Genomic DNA, 17777 nt, shown 5'->3' with positions numbered 1-17777 from the left:
TCGTCAGTTCTGGGCAGAGAAACCATCATGATGTTTGAAAGCTGGACGGACTTGGTGCGCATCCTTAGTGTCGGAGCGACAAGCTATCTGGCGCTCGTTGCTCTGCTCCGCATCTCCGGCAAACGAACGCTGACCAAACTTAACGCATTTGACCTTGTCGTCACGGTGGCGCTCGGCTCGACCTTAGCGACCGTGCTCCTCAACAAGTCCGTAACATTGTCGGAAGGCGTGCTTGCAATGGCTCTACTGATCAGCCTGCAATTCGTTATCACGTGGCTGTCGGTTCGTTCTGAAAACCTACAACGTCTGGTCAAAGCTGAGCCGACCTTGATCATTAGAGACGGTTCACTTTTGGACGATGCTCTGCGAAGGGAACGCGTGACACGTGAAGAAGTGCTTGCCGCGCTCCGAGCCCATGGGGTCACCGACGTCAGCAGCGTTGCAGCTGCCGTTCTTGAAACAGATGGATCGATAAGCGTTCTATCTGAAGGAAATGCCGGCAAGATGGGCAACAACACACTTCAGGGCGCGGCCATTCACCATTAGCAACCCGGAGCCTCGCCGCATCATCGGTCTGCAGCCTTACCTCGTCCATCTCATTTGAGTGTGCTGTAGTATATTGCGACACCCTCGATGTCTTCATCAGTCAAGCCGTGCGCCGCAGCCGACATGACGTTCGCCAAGCGGCCGCCTCGCTTGCCCGCCCGAAAGAGCCGCAGCTGATTGGTCAGATATATGGTATGCTGTCCCGCAAGAGCAGGATACTGGAGAATGTTATCGCTTGCACGCCCATCCCTTCCGTGACAGGCCTGACAGGCAGGAATTCCGCGCATTGGTGCGCCCTGTTCGGCGAGCATGGCCCCAAGCTGGCGCGACTTTACGGTTTTTTCGCTAGTGTCGCTTTTTACCACCTCGTCGAGCTTGATTGACGAATAGTAGCGCGCGAGTTCGGCTCTCTGTTGCCGGTCCAGGTTAGCGGCGGGTGGCGCCATCATCCCGCTGGGTCGGGTACCCGCTGCGAACTCTTCCAACGCCATCTCGAGATACGCAGTTTTTTGCCCCGCGAGCCTCGGAACGCCACCGAGCGGGCTTCCCTCGCCGCGCGCTCCATGACAACCGCCACAGGCAAACGGACCCACGATCAATCCTTCGTTCGCCATTGTCCGGGCGCCCTGGCTTTCGCCGTCGCGCAGACGTGTGGCGGCCTTGTACTCTCCAGCTGGAATCTGTGGCATGCGTCTAAGGAATCCGACAAGCGCCCAAACCTCGTCGTCGCGGCTCGGCGCTGGCCACGCCGGCATGCCGGTGTACTTGATCCCATGCTTTACGATCCAGAACAGCTGCGCATCGGACCAGTCATCGGAGACACCCGTGAGATCCGGTGGCTGCGGAAGCATGCCCAAAGCCACCGGATTGCGCGACCGGCCGGGCGCCCCGTGGCAAGGCGCACACCCGGACTGAAAGTATAACATGCCCTGTTCGACGTGAGCGGGACCGAGCGGCGGCACTACTATTCCCATCGCGTACGTCCGGACCGAATTCTGCATGCCGAACTGGAGAAATTTGCTGACGACCGCAAGATGACCGCTGGACGCAGCGATACTATAGATGCCCGACCAAGCGAACAGGAATGCTGCCGTTGCCGCAGCAAAGATGGAGATCAGCGTACCCCACAGTAGCTTCCGCATCGTGGCTTTCCAACTCGCACCTGATCAGCGACCCTTCCGCGGAAGCGGCGGAACCGCGGTCTTACCAACCTGCACTCCGTAGCCTGGTTCCTGAGGCCGCTCCCCGAGCCTTGATCGGCAACTCGGACTTCCGAACGGCGCGAGCGCATCAATCACAGCAGGGATTCGCTGCAGCTTAAACGGCTCTGCAGCGGAGCCAGATTGCGCTTTCTCCATGCCGTTTCGTTCGTTGCTTGAGGGTTCGCTTTCTCAAAGCTTGTTCCTTTGATCGACGTGGCGGCCCTTCACATCCAGCTAGCGAAAAGAATACCTTCGCAAAGCGTGTCAGTGCTCCGCCGGGTCACGGGGGCAGTCACCCTTCAAGGAACGACCACTGCAGAACAATAAACCGACGCGAATTCGAAACAATGTACCCTAACGTACAGCAAATCATCGCTTGCTAAACTAATCCGCGCCAGGACCAAGTCGCTGCCGTTTCGCTAGGAACAATCATCGATCTGAAGAGCTTGAGGGACATTCGAGCGCGGAAGCGGGAGTGACCCCTGGGCACGCGTGAGGTCCAGTCTGCTCCGATGAACGTTGGCATGCGAGATACCGCCGCAGCGCCCCTCGAGCTTCTCGTCAATCGTGAACGGTTACTCGTCAGGGACACGGATAAATCCGATCATGGCACCGATCGCCCAAGATCTTTCTGATCGACAGAACCGTCAAGTGTCGGCCTTCTGCGCATCGCGCTACGGCAAAGCACTGCCTGCACTTGCGTCGGTGCCGCCGCCCCTGTCGCAGCACGGCGCAGCAATTGCGGTTGTCGAAAATGCAGAGTTCGGCGTCCGGTGCTGCATCTATTGCCACGGCACCGGCTGGTCGCGAGCTCAGCAACATCCTTCGTTATCCGGGGGTACGATACGTCAACCGCCTCGAAACAGATTCGAAGTTTGGAACCCAAGAGCTCGAAGGAACAGCCGCAAGGCCGGCGATGGCGCGTTCAAGCGAACGTACATCGCGGAAGCGATTCCGAACTGGCCTGCTGTGCTTGTCGCCTGGGTGCGCGATGCGCCGCCGCTGATACGGCAGACGGCCATGCCGCAATTCCCGATCTCTTATCAAGAGGCGGTGCATATCGCCGCCTATCTGTAGTACACCCCAAAAAAATGAAAGCAGCCTCTCCCTCGGTAATTCTGGTGATCGGCACTGGCGTCTCGGGCTGCACTTGGATGCTGCCGGAAGAAAGCCATGGCAGCCGGCCGTCGCTGATGTGGTTGCAGTCAGCGCTGATCACGGCTGGTCCGAATGCGGAAGCCATCCGCACCCTGACCTGGATCATGTTTGCAGGTGGCGCGGCATTATTTCTGTTGGTCCTCGCCTTCACGGCGCATGCAGTGTTTGGCGGGACGAGGCGCGGCTGGATGAGCGGGCATCGCTTCGTCATCATTTTCGGCGTCGCCATGCCGGTTGCTGTTCTCACAGTTCTCCTGGTCTATGGGCTGATGCTTACGGGTCGTTCGGCTGCTCGCGGGAATCCCGCGGCCCGCATCGAAGTCGTCGGCGAGCGCTGGTGGTGGCGAGTGAACTATCTGGGTCCCCGGGGCGAGCGGCAGCTCGTGTCCGCAAACGAAATTCGGGTTCCGGTGGGCGCGCCTGTCGAATTCATTCTGAAATCAAACGACGTCATCCATTCGTTCTGGGTGCCGAGCCTGGCCGGAAAACTCGACATGATACCGGGACGTGTCAACAGGTATCAGTTTTCGGCCTCGCGGACCGGCGTCTATCGCGGCCAATGCGCAGAGTATTGCGGCGCCCAGCATGCCCTGATGGCGTTCTACGTGGTCGCGGTGGAGCGCGACAATTTCCAGACTTGGCTTGCGGACCAGAAGAGGCCCGCGAGCGATCCCGTGACCGAGCTGGGCGTCAAAGGAAGGGAGCTGTTCCTTGCCTCGGGTTGCGGCGCCTGTCACACCGTACGTGGGACGGCGGCGTCGGGCCAGATCGGTCCCGATCTCACCCACCTCGGCAGCCGGAAATCGATCGGTGCTGGAAGCTTCCCCAACAACGCTGGCACGGTGGCAGGTTGGATCGCGTCCGCACAGCATTTAAAGCCCGGCGCTTTGATGCCGTCATTCTCCAACCTGGGCGGAGAGGAACTTCGCGCGATTGCGGAGTATCTTGAGGGTCTCAAGTGACGACGAATGCCGAACACTCCGCTATCGCGAATCCGCCGGAGAAAACATCCGTCCGGACTGACGGCTTTCCGAATGCAGTGCCGCGCCCAGAGGGCGAACTCGAGGAGCTAGAGCGAATCTGGGCGCCGCCGCGCGGCTTCCATCTGATCTCGGCTGTCAACAACAGTTATGTCGGCGTCTGGTACGTCGGCGCAGCGATGTTGTTCTTCGTTCTGGCGGGCATTCTAGCGCTGATGATGCGCACGCAGCTGGCCGTCCCGGAAAGCGGGCTTATCGGCCACGCACTCTACAATCAGCTGTTCACTATGCATGGCACGCTGATGATGTTCCTTTTCGCGGTGCCGGCCGTCGAGGCCATGGGCGTGTACCTGCTTCCGAATTTGCAGGCGGCACGCGACCTCCCGTTTCCACGATTGTCGGCCTATGCATTCTGGGCATATTTCGTTGGTGGCCTTGCCTTCTTTTGCAGTCTCTTCTTCGGACTTGCTCCAGATGGCGGCTGGTTCATGTATCCGCCACTGACGAGCTACACGTTTTCTCCCGGGATCAATGCCGATTTCTGGCTTCTCGGCATAGGATTCATCGAAATCTCGGCCATCGCTGGTGCGATCGAGATCATCGTCGGCGTTCTGAAGACGCGCGCACCGGGACAATCGCTCGACAAGCTTCCTGTGTACTCCTGGGCAATGCTGATCTTCGCGCTGATGATCGTTCTTGCCTTCCCTGCGATTATCATCGCCACGGTGCTTCTCGAGCTCGAGCGAGCATTCCACTGGCCTTTCTTTGTCGCTGAGAAGGGCGGCGATCCGCTGCTGTGGCAGCACCTCTTCTGGTTCTTCGGCCATCCCGAAGTCTACATCATCTTCCTGCCTGCCGCGGGCATGGTATCGATGATCGTGCCTGCAATGGCGCAGGCGCCCCTCGTAGCGTACCGGCTTGTGGTGTTGGCCATCATCGGCACAGGCTTCCTGTCGTTTGGGCTGTGGGTGCACCACATGTTCACCACCGGCCTTCCGGCTCTTTCAATCAGCTTCTTCTCTGCGGCGAGTATGGCCGTGTCGATACCAAGCGGCATCCAGGTCTTCGCATGGATCTCAACCTTTGCGTTGGGTACGCTGCAGTGGAAGACTCCATCCTACTTCAGTCTTGGCTTTCTCTTCATTTTTACGATGGGCGGCCTGACCGGCGTGATGGTGGCAATGGCCCCATTCGATTGGCAGGCACACGACACCTATTTCGTGGTTGCTCACCTCCACTACGTCCTGATCGGCGGGATGGTCTTTCCGCTGTTTGCCGCGTTCTACTATTGGGCGCCGACGATATCGAGCAAGCCGCTTTCCGAACGACTGGGCAAAGCCGCGTTTTGGCTGATGTTCATTGGTGTGAATGTCACTTTCTTCACCATGCACCTCACCGGCCTGATGGGCATGCCGCGTCGCACCTACACCTATATCGCCGCGATGGGCTGGGGCCCGCTGAACATGATCTCCACGGTGGGCGCATTCATGATCGCCGCCGGAGTTCTGACCTTTCTGATCGACCTTGCAAGGAACTTCCGTCCATTCGGAGCAAGTGCCGGGAATCCATGGAATGCTGGAACGCTCGAATGGCTGCCTACCGGCAACTACCAAACACGTTCGATCCCCATCGTCACCAGCCGCGAGCCGCTTTGGGACCAGCCCAACCTTGCCGCAGACGTGCAGGATGGGCGGTATTACCTGCCGGGCGCGCCGACGCGGTCGCGCGAGACCATAGTGACCAGCCCCATCGAGGCGCGGCCACAATACGTGCTGAGGATGCCGGGTCCGAGTTGGCCGCCCGTGTTGGCGGCGCTGTTTACCGCGGCCTTCTTTTTCGGCTTGACGCTCAAAATCTACGTTCCGGCTTTCGCTTGCGGCGCACTGGCTGTTGCGTGCGTGATCTGGTGGGTGTGGGACACGGACCCGGGTCCGGATGTGCCGGCCGTCGATATTGGCGGCGGCCTCGTACTTCCGGCTTACGTTACGGGTCCGATGAGCCATAGCTGGTGGGCGATGATCGTGCTGATCATGGTCGCTGCTACCGCATTCGCTTGCCTGCTGTTCTCATACTTCTTTCTATGGACGGTAAACCCGCAGCTTTGGCCACGCGAATCGAGCGGCCTGCCGCATCTCGTCTGGCCGGCCGCTTCGGCTGTTCTGTATCTGCTGAGCGGCGCAGCAATCTTTGCCACGGGTCGGCTGCTCGCGCGTGTGCCGCGCGGAAGCTCCGCTCTCGTCATCTTGGCTCTCCTTACCGCCATATTGCTGATCCCGTTGCCCGTCGCCATTGAGGTGCTCGGCCAGCGCTCCATTGGTTTGTGGCCGTCAGTGACGAGCTACGGCGCTGTCGTGTACACGGTTGCAGCCTGGCAGGGATTCTTTGCGGCTGTGCTTGTGCTCATGGGCCTCTATACAGCTGCCCGTTCACTCACGGGCCGCCTGTCCGCCGAGCGTCGCGTCACCTTCGACAATACCCAGCTCCTTTGGTGCTACGCCGTTGCACAAGGGCTCATATCGCTCGCGATCGTTCACCTGTTTCCGCGTCTCCTCGGGTAAGCTCGCATGGAGAACACCGGGTTCATTCGCAAGACCGTTTTCGTGCTTGGTGGGCTGCTTATCTGGGCTGCACATTTCGGGTTCGTCTACGTCTTCAACGCGCTTGCCTGCGCCCGCGGCTTTCATCGGCTGCACCTGTTCGGGATCGGCGCAGTTCCGCTGACGGTCGGCCTGGCCACTGCGATTGCCCTAGCTGGCGTAATCGGCGTGCTGGTCATTGCACTTCGAATCACGGGCCCCAACGATGCGCGTGGGCCATCCGCCGACTTCCTGCGAAACCTGACGGCCGCGGTGGCGCTGTTGTCGCTCCTTGCAATTGGGTGGGGCGGATTGCCGGCCCTTGTGGTGCCACCGTGTGGCTAGGGAAGCGGCCGCAGCCAGGAGGATCCGACAATGAATCTCGGCGATTTCAGCAGTCTCGGTCTTGCGGCGAACCTTGCAATTTTCATGGCAGCTGCAGGCATCGTCTGGTTCTCCGGCTACAAGCTGGCACAATATCTTGACGCGATCGCCGACAAGACGGGATTGAGCGAGGCATTCGTCGGCATGCTTCTCATGGGCACGATTACGTCCCTGCCGGAGATCGCCGCCGTTTCAACGTCGGCATATATCGGAAACGCCGCCCTTGCTACCAATAACCTGCTGGGCAGCGTTTCCATCAATGTCGTATTGATCGCCGTGGCCGACGCCGTGCTCGGCCGCGACGCCATCACGTCGACGATCGGTCGGCCGACGACGATCATGCAGGGCGTGCTTGTTATCATCGCCCTGGCGCTCACCATTGCTGCGGTTTTGGCGGGCGATGTGAGTCTTGGCCTGTTCGGCGCCTGGTCGCTCGCGCTTCTTGCGTACGCCATCTTTGCATTCTGGATATCGGCACGTTATGGCAGGCGCGCCCCTTGGCGCGTCCAGCAACGCCAGAACCATGAGCCGGAGCAGCGCGAGGAAGGCGGGAGCGATCAGAGCGAGGACGGCGCCCACCGTTCGCTAACTACCCTGGCGCTGCTGACGGCTCTGTGTGCAGCCACTATCCTGGTGGCCGGCTTTGGTCTCGCGCAGAGCGGTGATGCTGTCGCCAAGCTCACTGGTCTGGGATCCGGCATCGTTGGGCTTGTGCTGATTGGATTTGCCACATCGCTCCCGGAACTGAGTTCCATCGTTTCGGCGGTACGGCTGCGGCGCTACGAGATGGCTTTGGGGGACGTATTCGGCACCAACATTCTCACGCTCGGACTCATCTTTCTCGCCGACCTCGTCTATGCGGGCAAGCCGGTCCTGAACCAGGCCGGCCGATTCGAAGCGATCGCGGCAACGCTCGGGATCATCCTGACGGGGATCTTTCTGATTGGTCTGCTCGAGCGCGCGAACAAAACGTTCCTGCGGATGGGCTATGACGCTCTTGCCGCCCTCCTGACGTTTGCGGTTGGCGTCATGCTTCTCTACTTTGTCCAAAGTTGAGAGCGGCCTCGGGCCTCACTTCCAGTCGGCGCTACCCGTCGTCGCAGACGACTGCCTCATTGACTGCTCGGAGAATCCGCGGCTGATGACCAAGAGCGCGCTGAGCAGATAGATCAAACCCATGGGTACCCACATGATGAGGCCGGCCAGCTGTTGATCTTCGATCGGCGAAAGTCCAAACACGATTGCTCCTCCGCTCATGATAGGGTAGAGCGGCCGCGGAGCGAAGGTCAGCAACGCTCCGAGCAAACCGGTGTGAACCATCGTGAGGAGCAGAGCGAGCGCGGCCGCACCAGTCGACCTCGCTCGAACCATGCAGGTCCAGAACCAGAGACTGACCAGCATGAGAGATCCAAGATAAAGAAGGTGCCAGCCCGCGCTTGTCAACGCAAGCTCGTACGTCGCGGGAGCGTGCCAGAACCAGATCAGGAAGCCGTAGGCACCAGCGGCCAGCAGCGGTCGATTCCACTGAACCTCTGGCCTGCCGTTGCTCGAGGTCGCGCACGTGGTTCTGCTTAGTCCGGCTCCGAGCGTTCGAATCGGAGCCGCAACGACAATGAGCTGCGGAGCCAAGATGACCAGCACGAGGTGCTGTATCATGTGGGCCGAAGCGAGCGCAGCGGATAGCCGGCAGAGCGGGCTCACGACCGCAGCCGCGAGCAGGAACATCGCCGCTACCGCGGCCGTTGTCTCATAGGACAACGCTCCTGAATCATGCGGCTCTGCGGCGCGCCGGAAGGCTCCTGCAGCATAGAAGGCCCCGAACAGAATCAACGGAACCGTCACGGCGGGCGCGATGCTCCACGCCGACCAGATCGTTGCTGAATCGACCGAGTTTCCGGACGCAAGGCAAAGGGACCACACTGAGTCCAGGTCATTTGCGGGATCGTTCATTCGCAGCCCCTTCGGAGCGGGTACGTGCCTGGCCCAAAAGTGGCGCTTGTCAGGTGCCCGGCACCAACGTCGTTTGGATCTAATGGAACGAGCGCGACAATCCGCAGTTCCTCCGCGACGAACGATCGAGGAGGTAACATGAAAGCGCGGTTGTCCAACCCGGCATTCACCCTTCAGGTAACACTCGGTAGCGCCACCTCCGCCGGGTCGGTTCCATGCACATGAGCTACGCCCCCGCCTCCGACTGGATTTTTCTCCGCCGCGTACTCATCACGCTAGCAGTGACCACGATCGCCTATATCGCGTGGAAGCTTGCTGACCTATTCATCCTCCTCTTCGCTGCCGTTCTCCTGTCGGTTCTGCTAGGAGGACTTGCCGCCGCGGTTGCAAGATACAGCCGGCTGCCAACTGGCTGGGCGCTCGCCGCGAGCTGCGTGTCATTGGCAGCCCTTGCCAGCATCTTGCTCAGCTTATTCGGAGCACAAATCATCGGACAGATATCAGGGGTCTTCGACCAACTTCCCGGCGCAATCAATGTTGCAGGCGCGACGCTGGGCATTGCAGATGCATTCAAACAGGTTCAGGAAACTCTTTCCAACGAAGGCAGCGGACAGTTGCTGTCCCGAGCCGCCCGCGTCGGTTATACTGCGCTTGGCGTTTTGAGTGATCTTTTGCTGGTCACGGTCGTAGCAGTGTATCTTGCGGCTGACCCGAACGTCTATCGTCGCGGCGTGATCAAGCTGTTCCCTTCCGAGCAGCATGACCGCATCGCAGAAGCGCTGGACATTTCCGCCTCAGCACTTCGCCTTTGGTTTCTCGGGCAACTCGCCTCCATGACGCTGGTCGGCCTGCTATGCGGGCTTGCCTTTTGGGCGATCGGATTGCCTTCTCCCGTCGGTCTTGGAGCAATTGCAGGTGCGACGAACTTCATTCCGTTGATCGGCCCGATCATCGGAGCGCTGCCGGCAGTCCTATTCGCGCTAACACAGGACCTTAGCATAGCATTGTGGACAGTGGGCGCTGTTCTCGTCATTCAACAGCTCGAAGGCAACATTATCACTCCGATGATTCAGAAGCGTGCAGTGGAGTTGCCGCCCGCGCTCATTTTGCTGGGACTCTCGGCATTCGGAGCGCTAGGAGGCATGCTAGGCGTCATCCTCGCAACGCCTCTTACCGTCGTTGTCATGGTCCTCGTGCAAAAGTTGTGGATCCGCGAAGCCCTCGGCGAGAAGACCACGATCCCTGGAGAGAGACGCTCCAACTAATTGCCGTTTCCAGCCCTGCGACAGGACCGCGGCCCTCCGACTTCTTCTCTTCAGCAGGCTCGTAACCGTCGTCTCGTTCTTCCGCCGAAAGTCGCAGGTGAGCGCCGTTTGGAGCGATACCGTACAATTCGTCCCCCGCAGCCACTTCTCGGCATCGAGCGCGGCCGATTTACAATTGGGCATGCGGTTCGCAAGCTCCGTTGGCGACAATTGTAGGTGCGCTTGCAGACCTAGCTCGGTGCTCGGAGGAACGATGCGCCCGCCCGCAAATTCGGATGGTTGAAGTAACCGTCGTGGACACCATGATGACGCATATGCATCCCCCCGCGACCGCGGCAATCGGCGGTCAACCGATTCACTCGATGCTCGCGCAGTTCCCGACCGTCTGTTTCACGCTGACACTGTTCACCGACATCGTATACTGGCGAACATCCTATCTCATGTGGCAGGAGTTCTCATCCTGGCTCCTCCTGGCCGGGCTAGTCTCCGGCGCGCTTGCCTTGGTTGCGGGCGTCATCGCCTTTTTGTTCAGTTCGGCTGTGCGTGCCGCGAAACCCGCATGGCCCCATGCCATTGGTGGCGTGATTGTCCTCGCGTTGGCCTTCCTCAACAGCCTTGCTCACGCCAGAGACGGATGGATCGCCGTTGTGCCATGGGGTCTCATTCTCTCCGTTGCGACGATCATCGCCATGGTCATCAGCAACTGGCTTGGCCGTGCACTCGTATTTCACTACGGCGTGGGAGTGAGACGACATGACTAGATGTATCCGGTTGCGGGGCGCCGCATTTGTCAGCAGTTCCCTGCTCGTCGCAGCCCTTGCGGGCTGCAGCGACGGCGGCACGGATTTCGACATTTCGCAGCAGATCGGTCCTGAGCCTCTCCTGCCGAAGCCGAGCCACTCCATTTTGACCAATTTGAAGGTGGCTGAAGTGGTCGGCTGGAGTGAAGGCGAGACGCCGGCCGTGGCCGGCGGGCTCAAGATCACGGCCTATGCCAGCGACCTGGTTCATCCCCGTACGATACATACCTTGCCGAACGGAGACGTTCTCGTCATTCAGTCACGCGCTCCATCCGGCAAGCCGGTCGCGCGCCCCAAAGACCTCATCCGCGGCTGGATCATGTCGTACGCGCAAGGAGGTGGCGGCGAACAGAAGAAGAGCAACCTCATCACTCTCTTGCGTGATACGAACCGCGACGGCGAGGTCGACGAGCGCCGTGACCTGCTCACGGACCTAAATTCACCCTTCGGCGTGGCGTGGTACGACGATACGCTCTATGTGGCCGCCGCCGATGCGATTCTGGCCTATCCCTACCGGCTCGGCGACGTCAATATCACTCCGCAGCCGAAGGTGCTCACGCCGCTGCCCGGCGGACCGATCAACCATCATTGGACCAAGGATCTCGCGCTCAGTCCGGACGGCCGCTTTCTTTACGTGTCGGTTGGCTCCAACTCCAATGTAGCGGAAAGAGGGCTGGAGGCCGAGAAGGGACGCGCCGCCATCTGGCAGGTGGACCGGCAGACCGGCGCCTCCCTCGTCTATGCGTCTGGCCTGCGCAACCCCAACGGCCTGACATTCCATCCGCAAACGCGCGAACTCTGAGCGAGACGAACTCGGTCCCAATCTCGTCCCCGACTACATGACCTCGGTCAAACAGGGGGCATTCTACGGCTGGCCATGGAGCTACTATGGCCATCACGTCGACGAGCGCGTCCACCCACCGCGTCCTGATATGGTCGAAAAGGCGATCGCTCCTGATTACGCGCTGGGGAGCCACGTTGCCGCGCTGGGAATGACATTCACGCTGAATTCAGCCCTTCCAGGAGAATATCGGAGTGGTGCTTTCGTCGGCCAGCACGGCAGCTGGAACCGCAACTCCTTTTCCGGTTACAAGGTGGTCTATATTCCCTTCGAGAACGGCGCGCCCGCCGGCAAGGCGCGCGACGTGGTGACCGGCTTCCTCGACGGCGATCGGGCGCGCGGTCGGCCCGTTGGCCTCAGGATCGACGGCACCGGCGCGCTGCTCGTTGCGGACGACGCCGGAAACAAGGTCTGGCGCGTTGCCGCTGCCGATGGCAGCTCCACACCGGAGCCGGTCGGGACGGATCAGATCACGGTCGGCCTTGCGGGCGGTCGCGGGCAGAGCGCGACTGGGCAGCAGGAGGCCACCTCCCCTGCCGGCTCTTCCAGCGAAGCGACTTCCCCAGAGCCACCGCAGATGAACATCGCTCCCGCCGCTCTGCCGCCTGCAGGTTCGGGAAAGCCAGAAGTGCTGGGCAAATGATGGATCATAGCTCAGTCCAGCCGAATCCAACGGACTGGTTTGGCTGCCGTCACCGATGCCGATGCCACTCAAACTCGGGGCGTCAGGTCCTTGGTGATCATGCAACGCCCCCAATCGGGCTCCCTTCGAGGCTAGATTGGCGCCGGGTCCCCGTCAAAGACCGGCGAAGCGCTCTCGCCGTACCTTGGGAGCGGGCTGCGACATATTTTCCAGTGGAAGGTCGTAGTAGCCGTAGTGAGGTCTCCAGCCAGCTTGATAATCGTAGAACGGATAGGCGTAGATCCCTCCACCTAGCCGGAATGATCGCGACTCTAGAATTGCGCGGAGCGTTCCGCCCCGATCGATCACGACGTCGGTGACATAACCGCGCTTGATGAAGCAAGGATTGGTCTCATTGCCGATGCGTGTCCAGTCTCCGATGATCTGTGAGACACGGAATTCGTGACGATCGTTCTGAACCTTGCCATCATCGAACAGGTCCATGCGCTCCACCTCGGTCTCGCTACGATTAATCGCAACGCCATTCCGGCTAGGGGTCAGATCGACCTGGTCCCACGAAACTCGGAATGCTCCCACGCCGACTTCCAGGAAACCTCCGCCCTCGACGATAATTGCGGCAACGCTTGCGTCCGGACCAAACAGGATATCTTCTACTTCGCCGATCTGGTGGCCCTCCCGGCCATACACTTTCTGTCCCAAAAGCGATCTTGCGAGCCATCCAGAGTAAAGCTGCGCAGGCACGAGCGGCGGCGCTGGCTTTGCGACACGAGGATCCAGATAGCCCTCTTCCGGCAGTTCACACAGCTGATCGCTCTGCCGTCGCAGCTTCTGCGAAGCGTCGCCAGTATAGGTCGGCGGCCCTGGAACGATTGGCTTCACGAGTTCGCCCCGGTCGCCCGGAACCTCCCCTGTCAGCCGTTGCTGTGCCTCCGCGCCCGTTGAGCAAGCCAGCAAAACTCCTCCGAGCAGTAGCACGCATTGACGGTTCATGTGGACCTCCTGATCGCTCGCGGTGGCGGTCGTGCAATTGAACGCGTCGAACAACGGCCCGTTCCTGGCCGGCGCGGATCGCCGTGCATCAACGACGTCGGTAGTTCACACTCTGCGCAACGAGCGAAATGAGCAGCCTGGCCGCCGTCGGCGCCCAGAGCTGTCGCAGAGCGGGGGCGCGCTGCTCTGGCCTTCCGCGCTGAAGCGCTGCTCGGCCGCGTACGTCATTCTAAGAGTAGCTCGGCCCTGCATTTGAACTCGGAACTGCCGGCCCATCTTTGACGGCTTACCCCCAGAACGTCGGTCCGATAACGTACCGCCGGGCAATTCAAATGCGAACGGATGATCACGCGAAAGCTTTACGCCAGTAGTCGCCTTGGCGATGGCTAGTGGTTTAGTCGGCACAGGATGAAGAGCATGGACGCGTTCAGCTATCCCGAGACCATCGGTTGCTGCGAGCCCCGCTTTAGTTGCTACGGCCAACCTCACGTCACGGATGAGCGGGTTGCGCAATCCGATGCCAGTATCGGCAGCGGTCGCTTCGAAGGTTGCAGGGGGGCAACATGAGAAACTTTCGATGGCTCATCATCACAGTCGCTCTAAGTCCATTCATTGCGCTCGTTCCAATGCAGGATGCCCTGGCCGAGATCACAATTGAGGAGAGCCACTACAGCGCGGGTGTCCTTACGATCCGAGGCGAAACGTCCCAACCTAACCAGCGCGTCACGCTTGATGGACGTTATTCCGAATGGACCAATGGCTACGGTCGTTTCACCTTCCGAGTGAGGTATTTGCCAGGCGACTGCTTGGCCCAAATTCGGGCAGGCGCCGACGAGCGGCCAACCTACATCACGAACTGCAATGCGCCTCTTCCGAAGCTCGGCGACGTATCGAAAGAGAACGGCTCGGCTTCAGCCGCTTCCGAGCGCACCCCCCTACTTCGTGTCGTCAAGCAGCCTTGTGAGCGTGACTGCATAGTCGTCTGCCAGAACGGCGAGTACGCCATCAACGCATATTGCCCGCGAGGTTCCACCGACATTCTGGACGAGCGAAGCGTGGCCTGTCGGCAAGATAGGCCGAGCCAGATCGTCGCCTATTGCATGTCGCCCGGGGGCTCCTAAACGAGGCCAAGCGCCTATCGACATTTGTCCTGAAAAAGGATGGGCCTTCAGCCTAACGCACCTAGGCGGGATGATGCGCGACCAGCCGCTGAGGAGTCGACGCATTCGCCGGCAGGCCAGCAGCTCGGTGTGGTGGGCTTGAAAGGGGGTCCCGCGGCTCGGAGCTTACAACTCAGCACAAAGAAACGGCCCCTTTGACAGGAGCCGTTCCTCCTTCCTGAGAACCATCTGGAGACCCGATCGAATCCCCAGCTAGGCAGTTTCGTTTACGAACGCCTATTCAGCCTTACTTCTGGTTGCCAGATTGTGCTCCGCTTTGCCCGGTGCCTTGCTGGCTCGACTTGCTTCCCTGCTGGTTTGCGGCTCCGGTCGTCTGGCCGCCGCTCTCCTGCTGCGCGAATTGAACTCCGAGTGCGGTTGCAGTCTTCTGGTCGAGGGCACCGGTTTGCTTCATGTTCTGCGACTTCTGGAAATTGCGCAGCGCCGATCTAGTCTCGTCGTCCCAGGTACCATCGACCTCTCCCGCGTCAAATCCCTTCTGATTCAGGCTTCGCTGAACCGCGCGGATATGTTCTGGTTTCAGGTTCTGCACGTCGTAGCGCAGGGACGCCTGATCGAACTGAACGCCCAAGGCTGAAACGGTCCTCTCATCGAGGTGCCCGGTCTCCTTCATATCCTGCGCCTTCTGGAAATTTCGGACTGCCTGACGTGTTTCCTCACCCCACGTCCCGTCTGCATTTCCAGCGTGAAAGCCCTTCTTGTTCAGCGCCTGCTGTATCTGACGGATCTGGCTTTCATCCAGGCTCTGGACATCGTACGACATGCTGGGCCCGTTCCTCTGCTGCCGGCTGGTCGTCTGCTGTCCGCTCTGCTTCGCGGCTTGCTGGTTGTTCTGCTCCGTCTGCTGCGTACCTTGGCTCTTCTGAGTGCTCTGATTCTGCTTTGCCTGCTGCGCGACAGCCGGAGCTGCCAGCGCCGTCGTTGCGAGCAGTGCTACAATCGTTCGCCACATCATTTTCTCTCCATTTGTTCAACGATACCGGCCCAACGCCAGGCTTCCACAACGGTTCATGATTGCATGTGTGCACGATAACTGTTGTTCGTCTGCTTCCGTACCGTTCCACGACGGTAGGCTGAGTTAGCCGTCTCGAACCGACCAGATGTGCGGCAAATGGTCGAACGTTTCTTATGCTGTGTAAGCGGACTCTGCCCTGAGCTCGGATGACGCATTGCCAATCGACATCGGCAGTAATGCGCATTGTCTGCTTTCGTACCTGCTGTCGACCGGCTCATCAGGAACGTCGGCTTCCGGGTGAAGTTGCCCGGGACATCGCCGTCTCCTTCCGAGAACGGCCTTCAACCTGGCAGTGGCGCCAGAGCCACGAGACGTGTGCAAATCGTCGGCTCGGCCGATGTCCAAAGCAAGTGGAGTACGAGATGCGCCCGAACTTACAGATGCTGCTTGGCACAACCGCCCTTGTGGTCACACTGGCCGCAACCGGTGCGATGCAGGCCCAACCCCGCAGCGAGAACCTGACCCAGTCTGACCAGCGGCAGCAATCCGACCAGCGACAGCAGCAGCGCGCGGAAGCCCCTCGGACCTCCCAGAACCAGAAGATGAGCGATCGCGACTTCATTGAACAGGTCGCAATCGTGAACATGTTCGAGATACGTGCCGGCAAGATGGCTCTCGACCGATCTCAGCATCAGGACTTACGAGAGTTTTCGCAGCGTATCGTCAATGATCACCGAAGGATTCAAGATCGGATTGCTCAATTAGCCGGGCAAACGGACATACCCACGCAGCTCGACAAGAAACATTCCGGCCTTATTGATAGGCTCGACAGCTCGTCGGACGATCGGTTCGATAGGCGCTTCATCCGCATGCAGGTCCGCGGACACGAGCAGGCGATCGACCTTTTCGAGAATTTCATCGAAGTGCGACAGGATCAGGCGAATGGGGGGAGCAACAACACGCGATCTCAGGCCGGACAGACGGCACAGGATCAGTCGACCCAAGCAGCAACACAGCAAGATGAGCGCGGTGGGTCGCCCCTTCTGCATTTTGCACAGGAGAACTTGCCCACGTTGAAAACACACTTGAGATCGGCACGGTCAATCAGAAAGACCATGCAATCCGGGCCTGATGTTGCCGCCAATCAGCCATCCCAGTCCCAGCGGAGTCCCGCTGATGGGCGCTCCGAGCAATCCCGCACCCGGGACGGCGATACCGCCCGCAGGTTCGTTGTGGAGCAACCAAGGCCGCGAGTGACGGTGACGGACCCACGATCGCAAGTGAACGTCGAGCAGCCCCGACCGCGGGTCACGGTGCGCCAGCAGGCCCCGACCGTGACCATCGATCAGCCGCCTCCTGAAGTCGTCATTCACATGCCCCCGCCGAATGTGGACGTGCAGGACCGCGAACCGAAAGTGTCGGTGAACGTACCGCCACCGCAGGTCAATGTCGAACAACAAGCGGGTTCCGCGCGCGTGCAGGTGCAAGGTCGATCTGACGAAGCGGCCGACGAAGCGGCCCAGGTGCAATATCAGCGCGCGCGCCCTCAAGTGAAGTTCGAACGGGCCGGTGAACCTCGCGTCGTCTATCGCCCCACCGAGCAAGAGCCAAAGGTCCGCTATGAATCCGAACGTCAGTCGGCGGCCAGCACTCGGCAGCAGCAGGTGGCGAGCTCGCGGAGCGGCAGCACTGCCCAGTCTTCGGATGCGCAAACCGATGCGCAGCAGTCCGCGACGGCTCGGCGGGAGCGTCAGGGTGAGCAGAATTGGCGTGATCGCGCCCGCCAACTGACGCGCGCGGAAGAGACAAGCAGCACGACTTCCGGTCGGGGCAAGAGCGACAAAAGCGCCGACAGCAACCTCACCCAAGGCGCCGGAATTGATAGCAGCGCTACGTTGATGCTCGTTAGCCGGATCAACGACATGCCGGTGTACAATGCGCGCGGACAGAAGCTTGGCGAGGTCGAGGAGGTCGTCGTTGATGAAAACACGAATGCACGGTTCGTAATCCTCGCGAGCGGCGGCTTTCTCGGATTGTTCCAGGACGAAGTCGCACTGCCCGTCGAACGGTTTCACGCAAAAGGGGACCACCTCGTCGTCAGCGGCCTGACCGACCAGGACATCGATAACATGCAGGACTGGGAAGACCGCCTTCCCAACAGCTCCGTGCTGGACGATGCTCAGTCGGTCCGCATCCGGAAATAGCGCGATCCCGAAATTTGCGCGGCAACATCGTCTGTGCGCCGCTACTTGGGACGCGCCTAGTCGTCGGGCGCGTCCCCTAGCCGCATCGCACTGCGGGTGGTC

The 17777-nt window shown here is 60.3% G+C and carries 14 protein-coding genes and 1 pseudogene; 11 read left to right on the top strand and 4 right to left on the bottom strand.

What is annotated here, in order from left to right; genetic code table 11:
- Nucleotides 1-27 precede the first annotated feature (27 nt).
- Nucleotides 28-546: a DUF421 domain-containing protein gene (locus EDE08_RS20895; protein ID WP_131870712.1), complete on the top strand. Its 519-nt coding sequence runs from the start codon at nt 28-30 to the stop codon at nt 544-546.
- A 50-nt stretch (nt 547-596) separates the two neighbouring features.
- Here EDE08_RS20895 and EDE08_RS20890 read toward each other — a convergent pair whose 3' ends face one another.
- Nucleotides 597-1688, bottom strand: coding sequence for a c-type cytochrome (locus EDE08_RS20890; RefSeq protein ID WP_131870711.1), 1092 nt, complete (start codon nt 1686-1688; stop codon nt 597-599).
- 666 nt (nt 1689-2354) lie between these two features.
- Between EDE08_RS20890 and EDE08_RS20885 the strand changes: the two genes are divergently transcribed.
- Genes EDE08_RS20885 through EDE08_RS20865 form a run of 5 tightly spaced genes read left to right on the top strand, consistent with a single transcriptional unit; the run spans nt 2355 to nt 7902 of the window.
- A complete protein-coding gene (locus EDE08_RS20885) occupies nt 2355-2825 on the top strand; it encodes a hypothetical protein (protein WP_131870710.1) in 471 nt (156 codons plus the stop codon).
- A gap of 44 nt (nt 2826-2869) precedes the next feature.
- The gene (gene coxB / locus EDE08_RS20880; protein WP_245524836.1) at nt 2870-3868 is read left to right on the top strand and encodes a cytochrome c oxidase subunit II; all 999 of its coding nucleotides are present in this window, start codon (nt 2870-2872) and stop codon (nt 3866-3868) included.
- Between the two features lie 23 nt (nt 3869-3891).
- A complete protein-coding gene (locus EDE08_RS20875; RefSeq protein WP_131871006.1) occupies nt 3892-6444 on the top strand; it encodes a cbb3-type cytochrome c oxidase subunit I in 2553 nt (850 codons plus the stop codon).
- Nucleotides 6445-6450: 6 nt separating this feature from the next.
- Entirely contained in the window at nt 6451-6807 is a 357-nt protein-coding gene (locus tag EDE08_RS20870; protein ID WP_131870709.1) for a hypothetical protein, read from the top strand.
- Nucleotides 6808-6837: 30 nt separating this feature from the next.
- Nucleotides 6838-7902 carry a sodium:calcium antiporter gene (locus EDE08_RS20865; protein ID WP_131870708.1) on the top strand — a complete coding sequence of 355 codons (1065 nt, stop codon included), beginning with the start codon at nt 6838-6840 and terminating at the stop codon, nt 7900-7902.
- 15 nt (nt 7903-7917) lie between these two features.
- On the opposite strand, the gene EDE08_RS20860 is transcribed toward EDE08_RS20865, so the two are convergent.
- A complete protein-coding gene (locus EDE08_RS20860) occupies nt 7918-8796 on the bottom strand; it encodes a cytochrome c oxidase assembly protein (protein WP_131870707.1) in 879 nt (292 codons plus the stop codon).
- A gap of 221 nt (nt 8797-9017) precedes the next feature.
- On the opposite strand from EDE08_RS20860, the gene EDE08_RS20855 reads away from it, so the two are divergent.
- From EDE08_RS20855 to EDE08_RS20845, 3 genes and pseudogenes are all read left to right on the top strand, one after another.
- On the top strand, nt 9018-10061 hold the full coding sequence (locus tag EDE08_RS20855; protein WP_165936069.1) for an AI-2E family transporter: 1044 nt from the start codon (nt 9018-9020) through the stop codon (nt 10059-10061).
- A 275-nt stretch (nt 10062-10336) separates the two neighbouring features.
- Nucleotides 10337-10822: a DUF2231 domain-containing protein gene (locus EDE08_RS20850; protein WP_245524835.1), complete on the top strand. Its 486-nt coding sequence runs from the start codon at nt 10337-10339 to the stop codon at nt 10820-10822.
- Nucleotides 10815-12345: pseudogene (locus EDE08_RS20845) on the top strand (PQQ-dependent sugar dehydrogenase). The gene EDE08_RS20850 and the pseudogene EDE08_RS20845 overlap by 8 nt, the downstream one beginning before the upstream one ends.
- A gap of 153 nt (nt 12346-12498) precedes the next feature.
- On the opposite strand, the gene EDE08_RS20840 reads toward EDE08_RS20845, so the two are convergent.
- Nucleotides 12499-13389 carry a PRC-barrel domain-containing protein gene (locus tag EDE08_RS20840; RefSeq protein WP_131870705.1) on the bottom strand — a complete coding sequence of 297 codons (891 nt, stop codon included), beginning with the start codon at nt 13387-13389 and terminating at the stop codon, nt 12499-12501.
- Nucleotides 13390-13898: 509 nt separating this feature from the next.
- Here EDE08_RS20840 and EDE08_RS20835 point away from each other — a divergent pair.
- Nucleotides 13899-14456 (top strand): ferredoxin reductase domain-containing protein, encoded by a 558-nt coding sequence (locus tag EDE08_RS20835; RefSeq protein WP_131870704.1) that lies wholly within the window; start codon nt 13899-13901, stop codon nt 14454-14456.
- 286 nt (nt 14457-14742) lie between these two features.
- Here EDE08_RS20835 and EDE08_RS20830 read toward each other — a convergent pair whose 3' ends face one another.
- Nucleotides 14743-15471, bottom strand: a complete 729-nt coding sequence (locus tag EDE08_RS20830) for a peptidoglycan-binding domain-containing protein (RefSeq protein WP_131870703.1) — start codon at nt 15469-15471, stop codon at nt 14743-14745.
- A 422-nt stretch (nt 15472-15893) separates the two neighbouring features.
- Between EDE08_RS20830 and EDE08_RS20825 the strand changes: the two genes are divergently transcribed.
- The gene (locus tag EDE08_RS20825; RefSeq protein ID WP_165936068.1) at nt 15894-17675 is read left to right on the top strand and encodes a DUF4142 domain-containing protein; all 1782 of its coding nucleotides are present in this window, start codon (nt 15894-15896) and stop codon (nt 17673-17675) included.
- Nucleotides 17676-17777 lie beyond the last annotated feature (102 nt).

The sequence above is a fragment of the Bradyrhizobium sp. R2.2-H genome, from assembly GCF_004346455.1.
In the GTDB taxonomy this organism is placed as follows: Bacteria; Pseudomonadota; Alphaproteobacteria; order Rhizobiales; family Xanthobacteraceae; genus Bradyrhizobium; species Bradyrhizobium diversitatis.
Note: the sequence above shows the minus strand (reverse complement) of the source record. Positions and strands in the feature narration are given on the sequence as shown.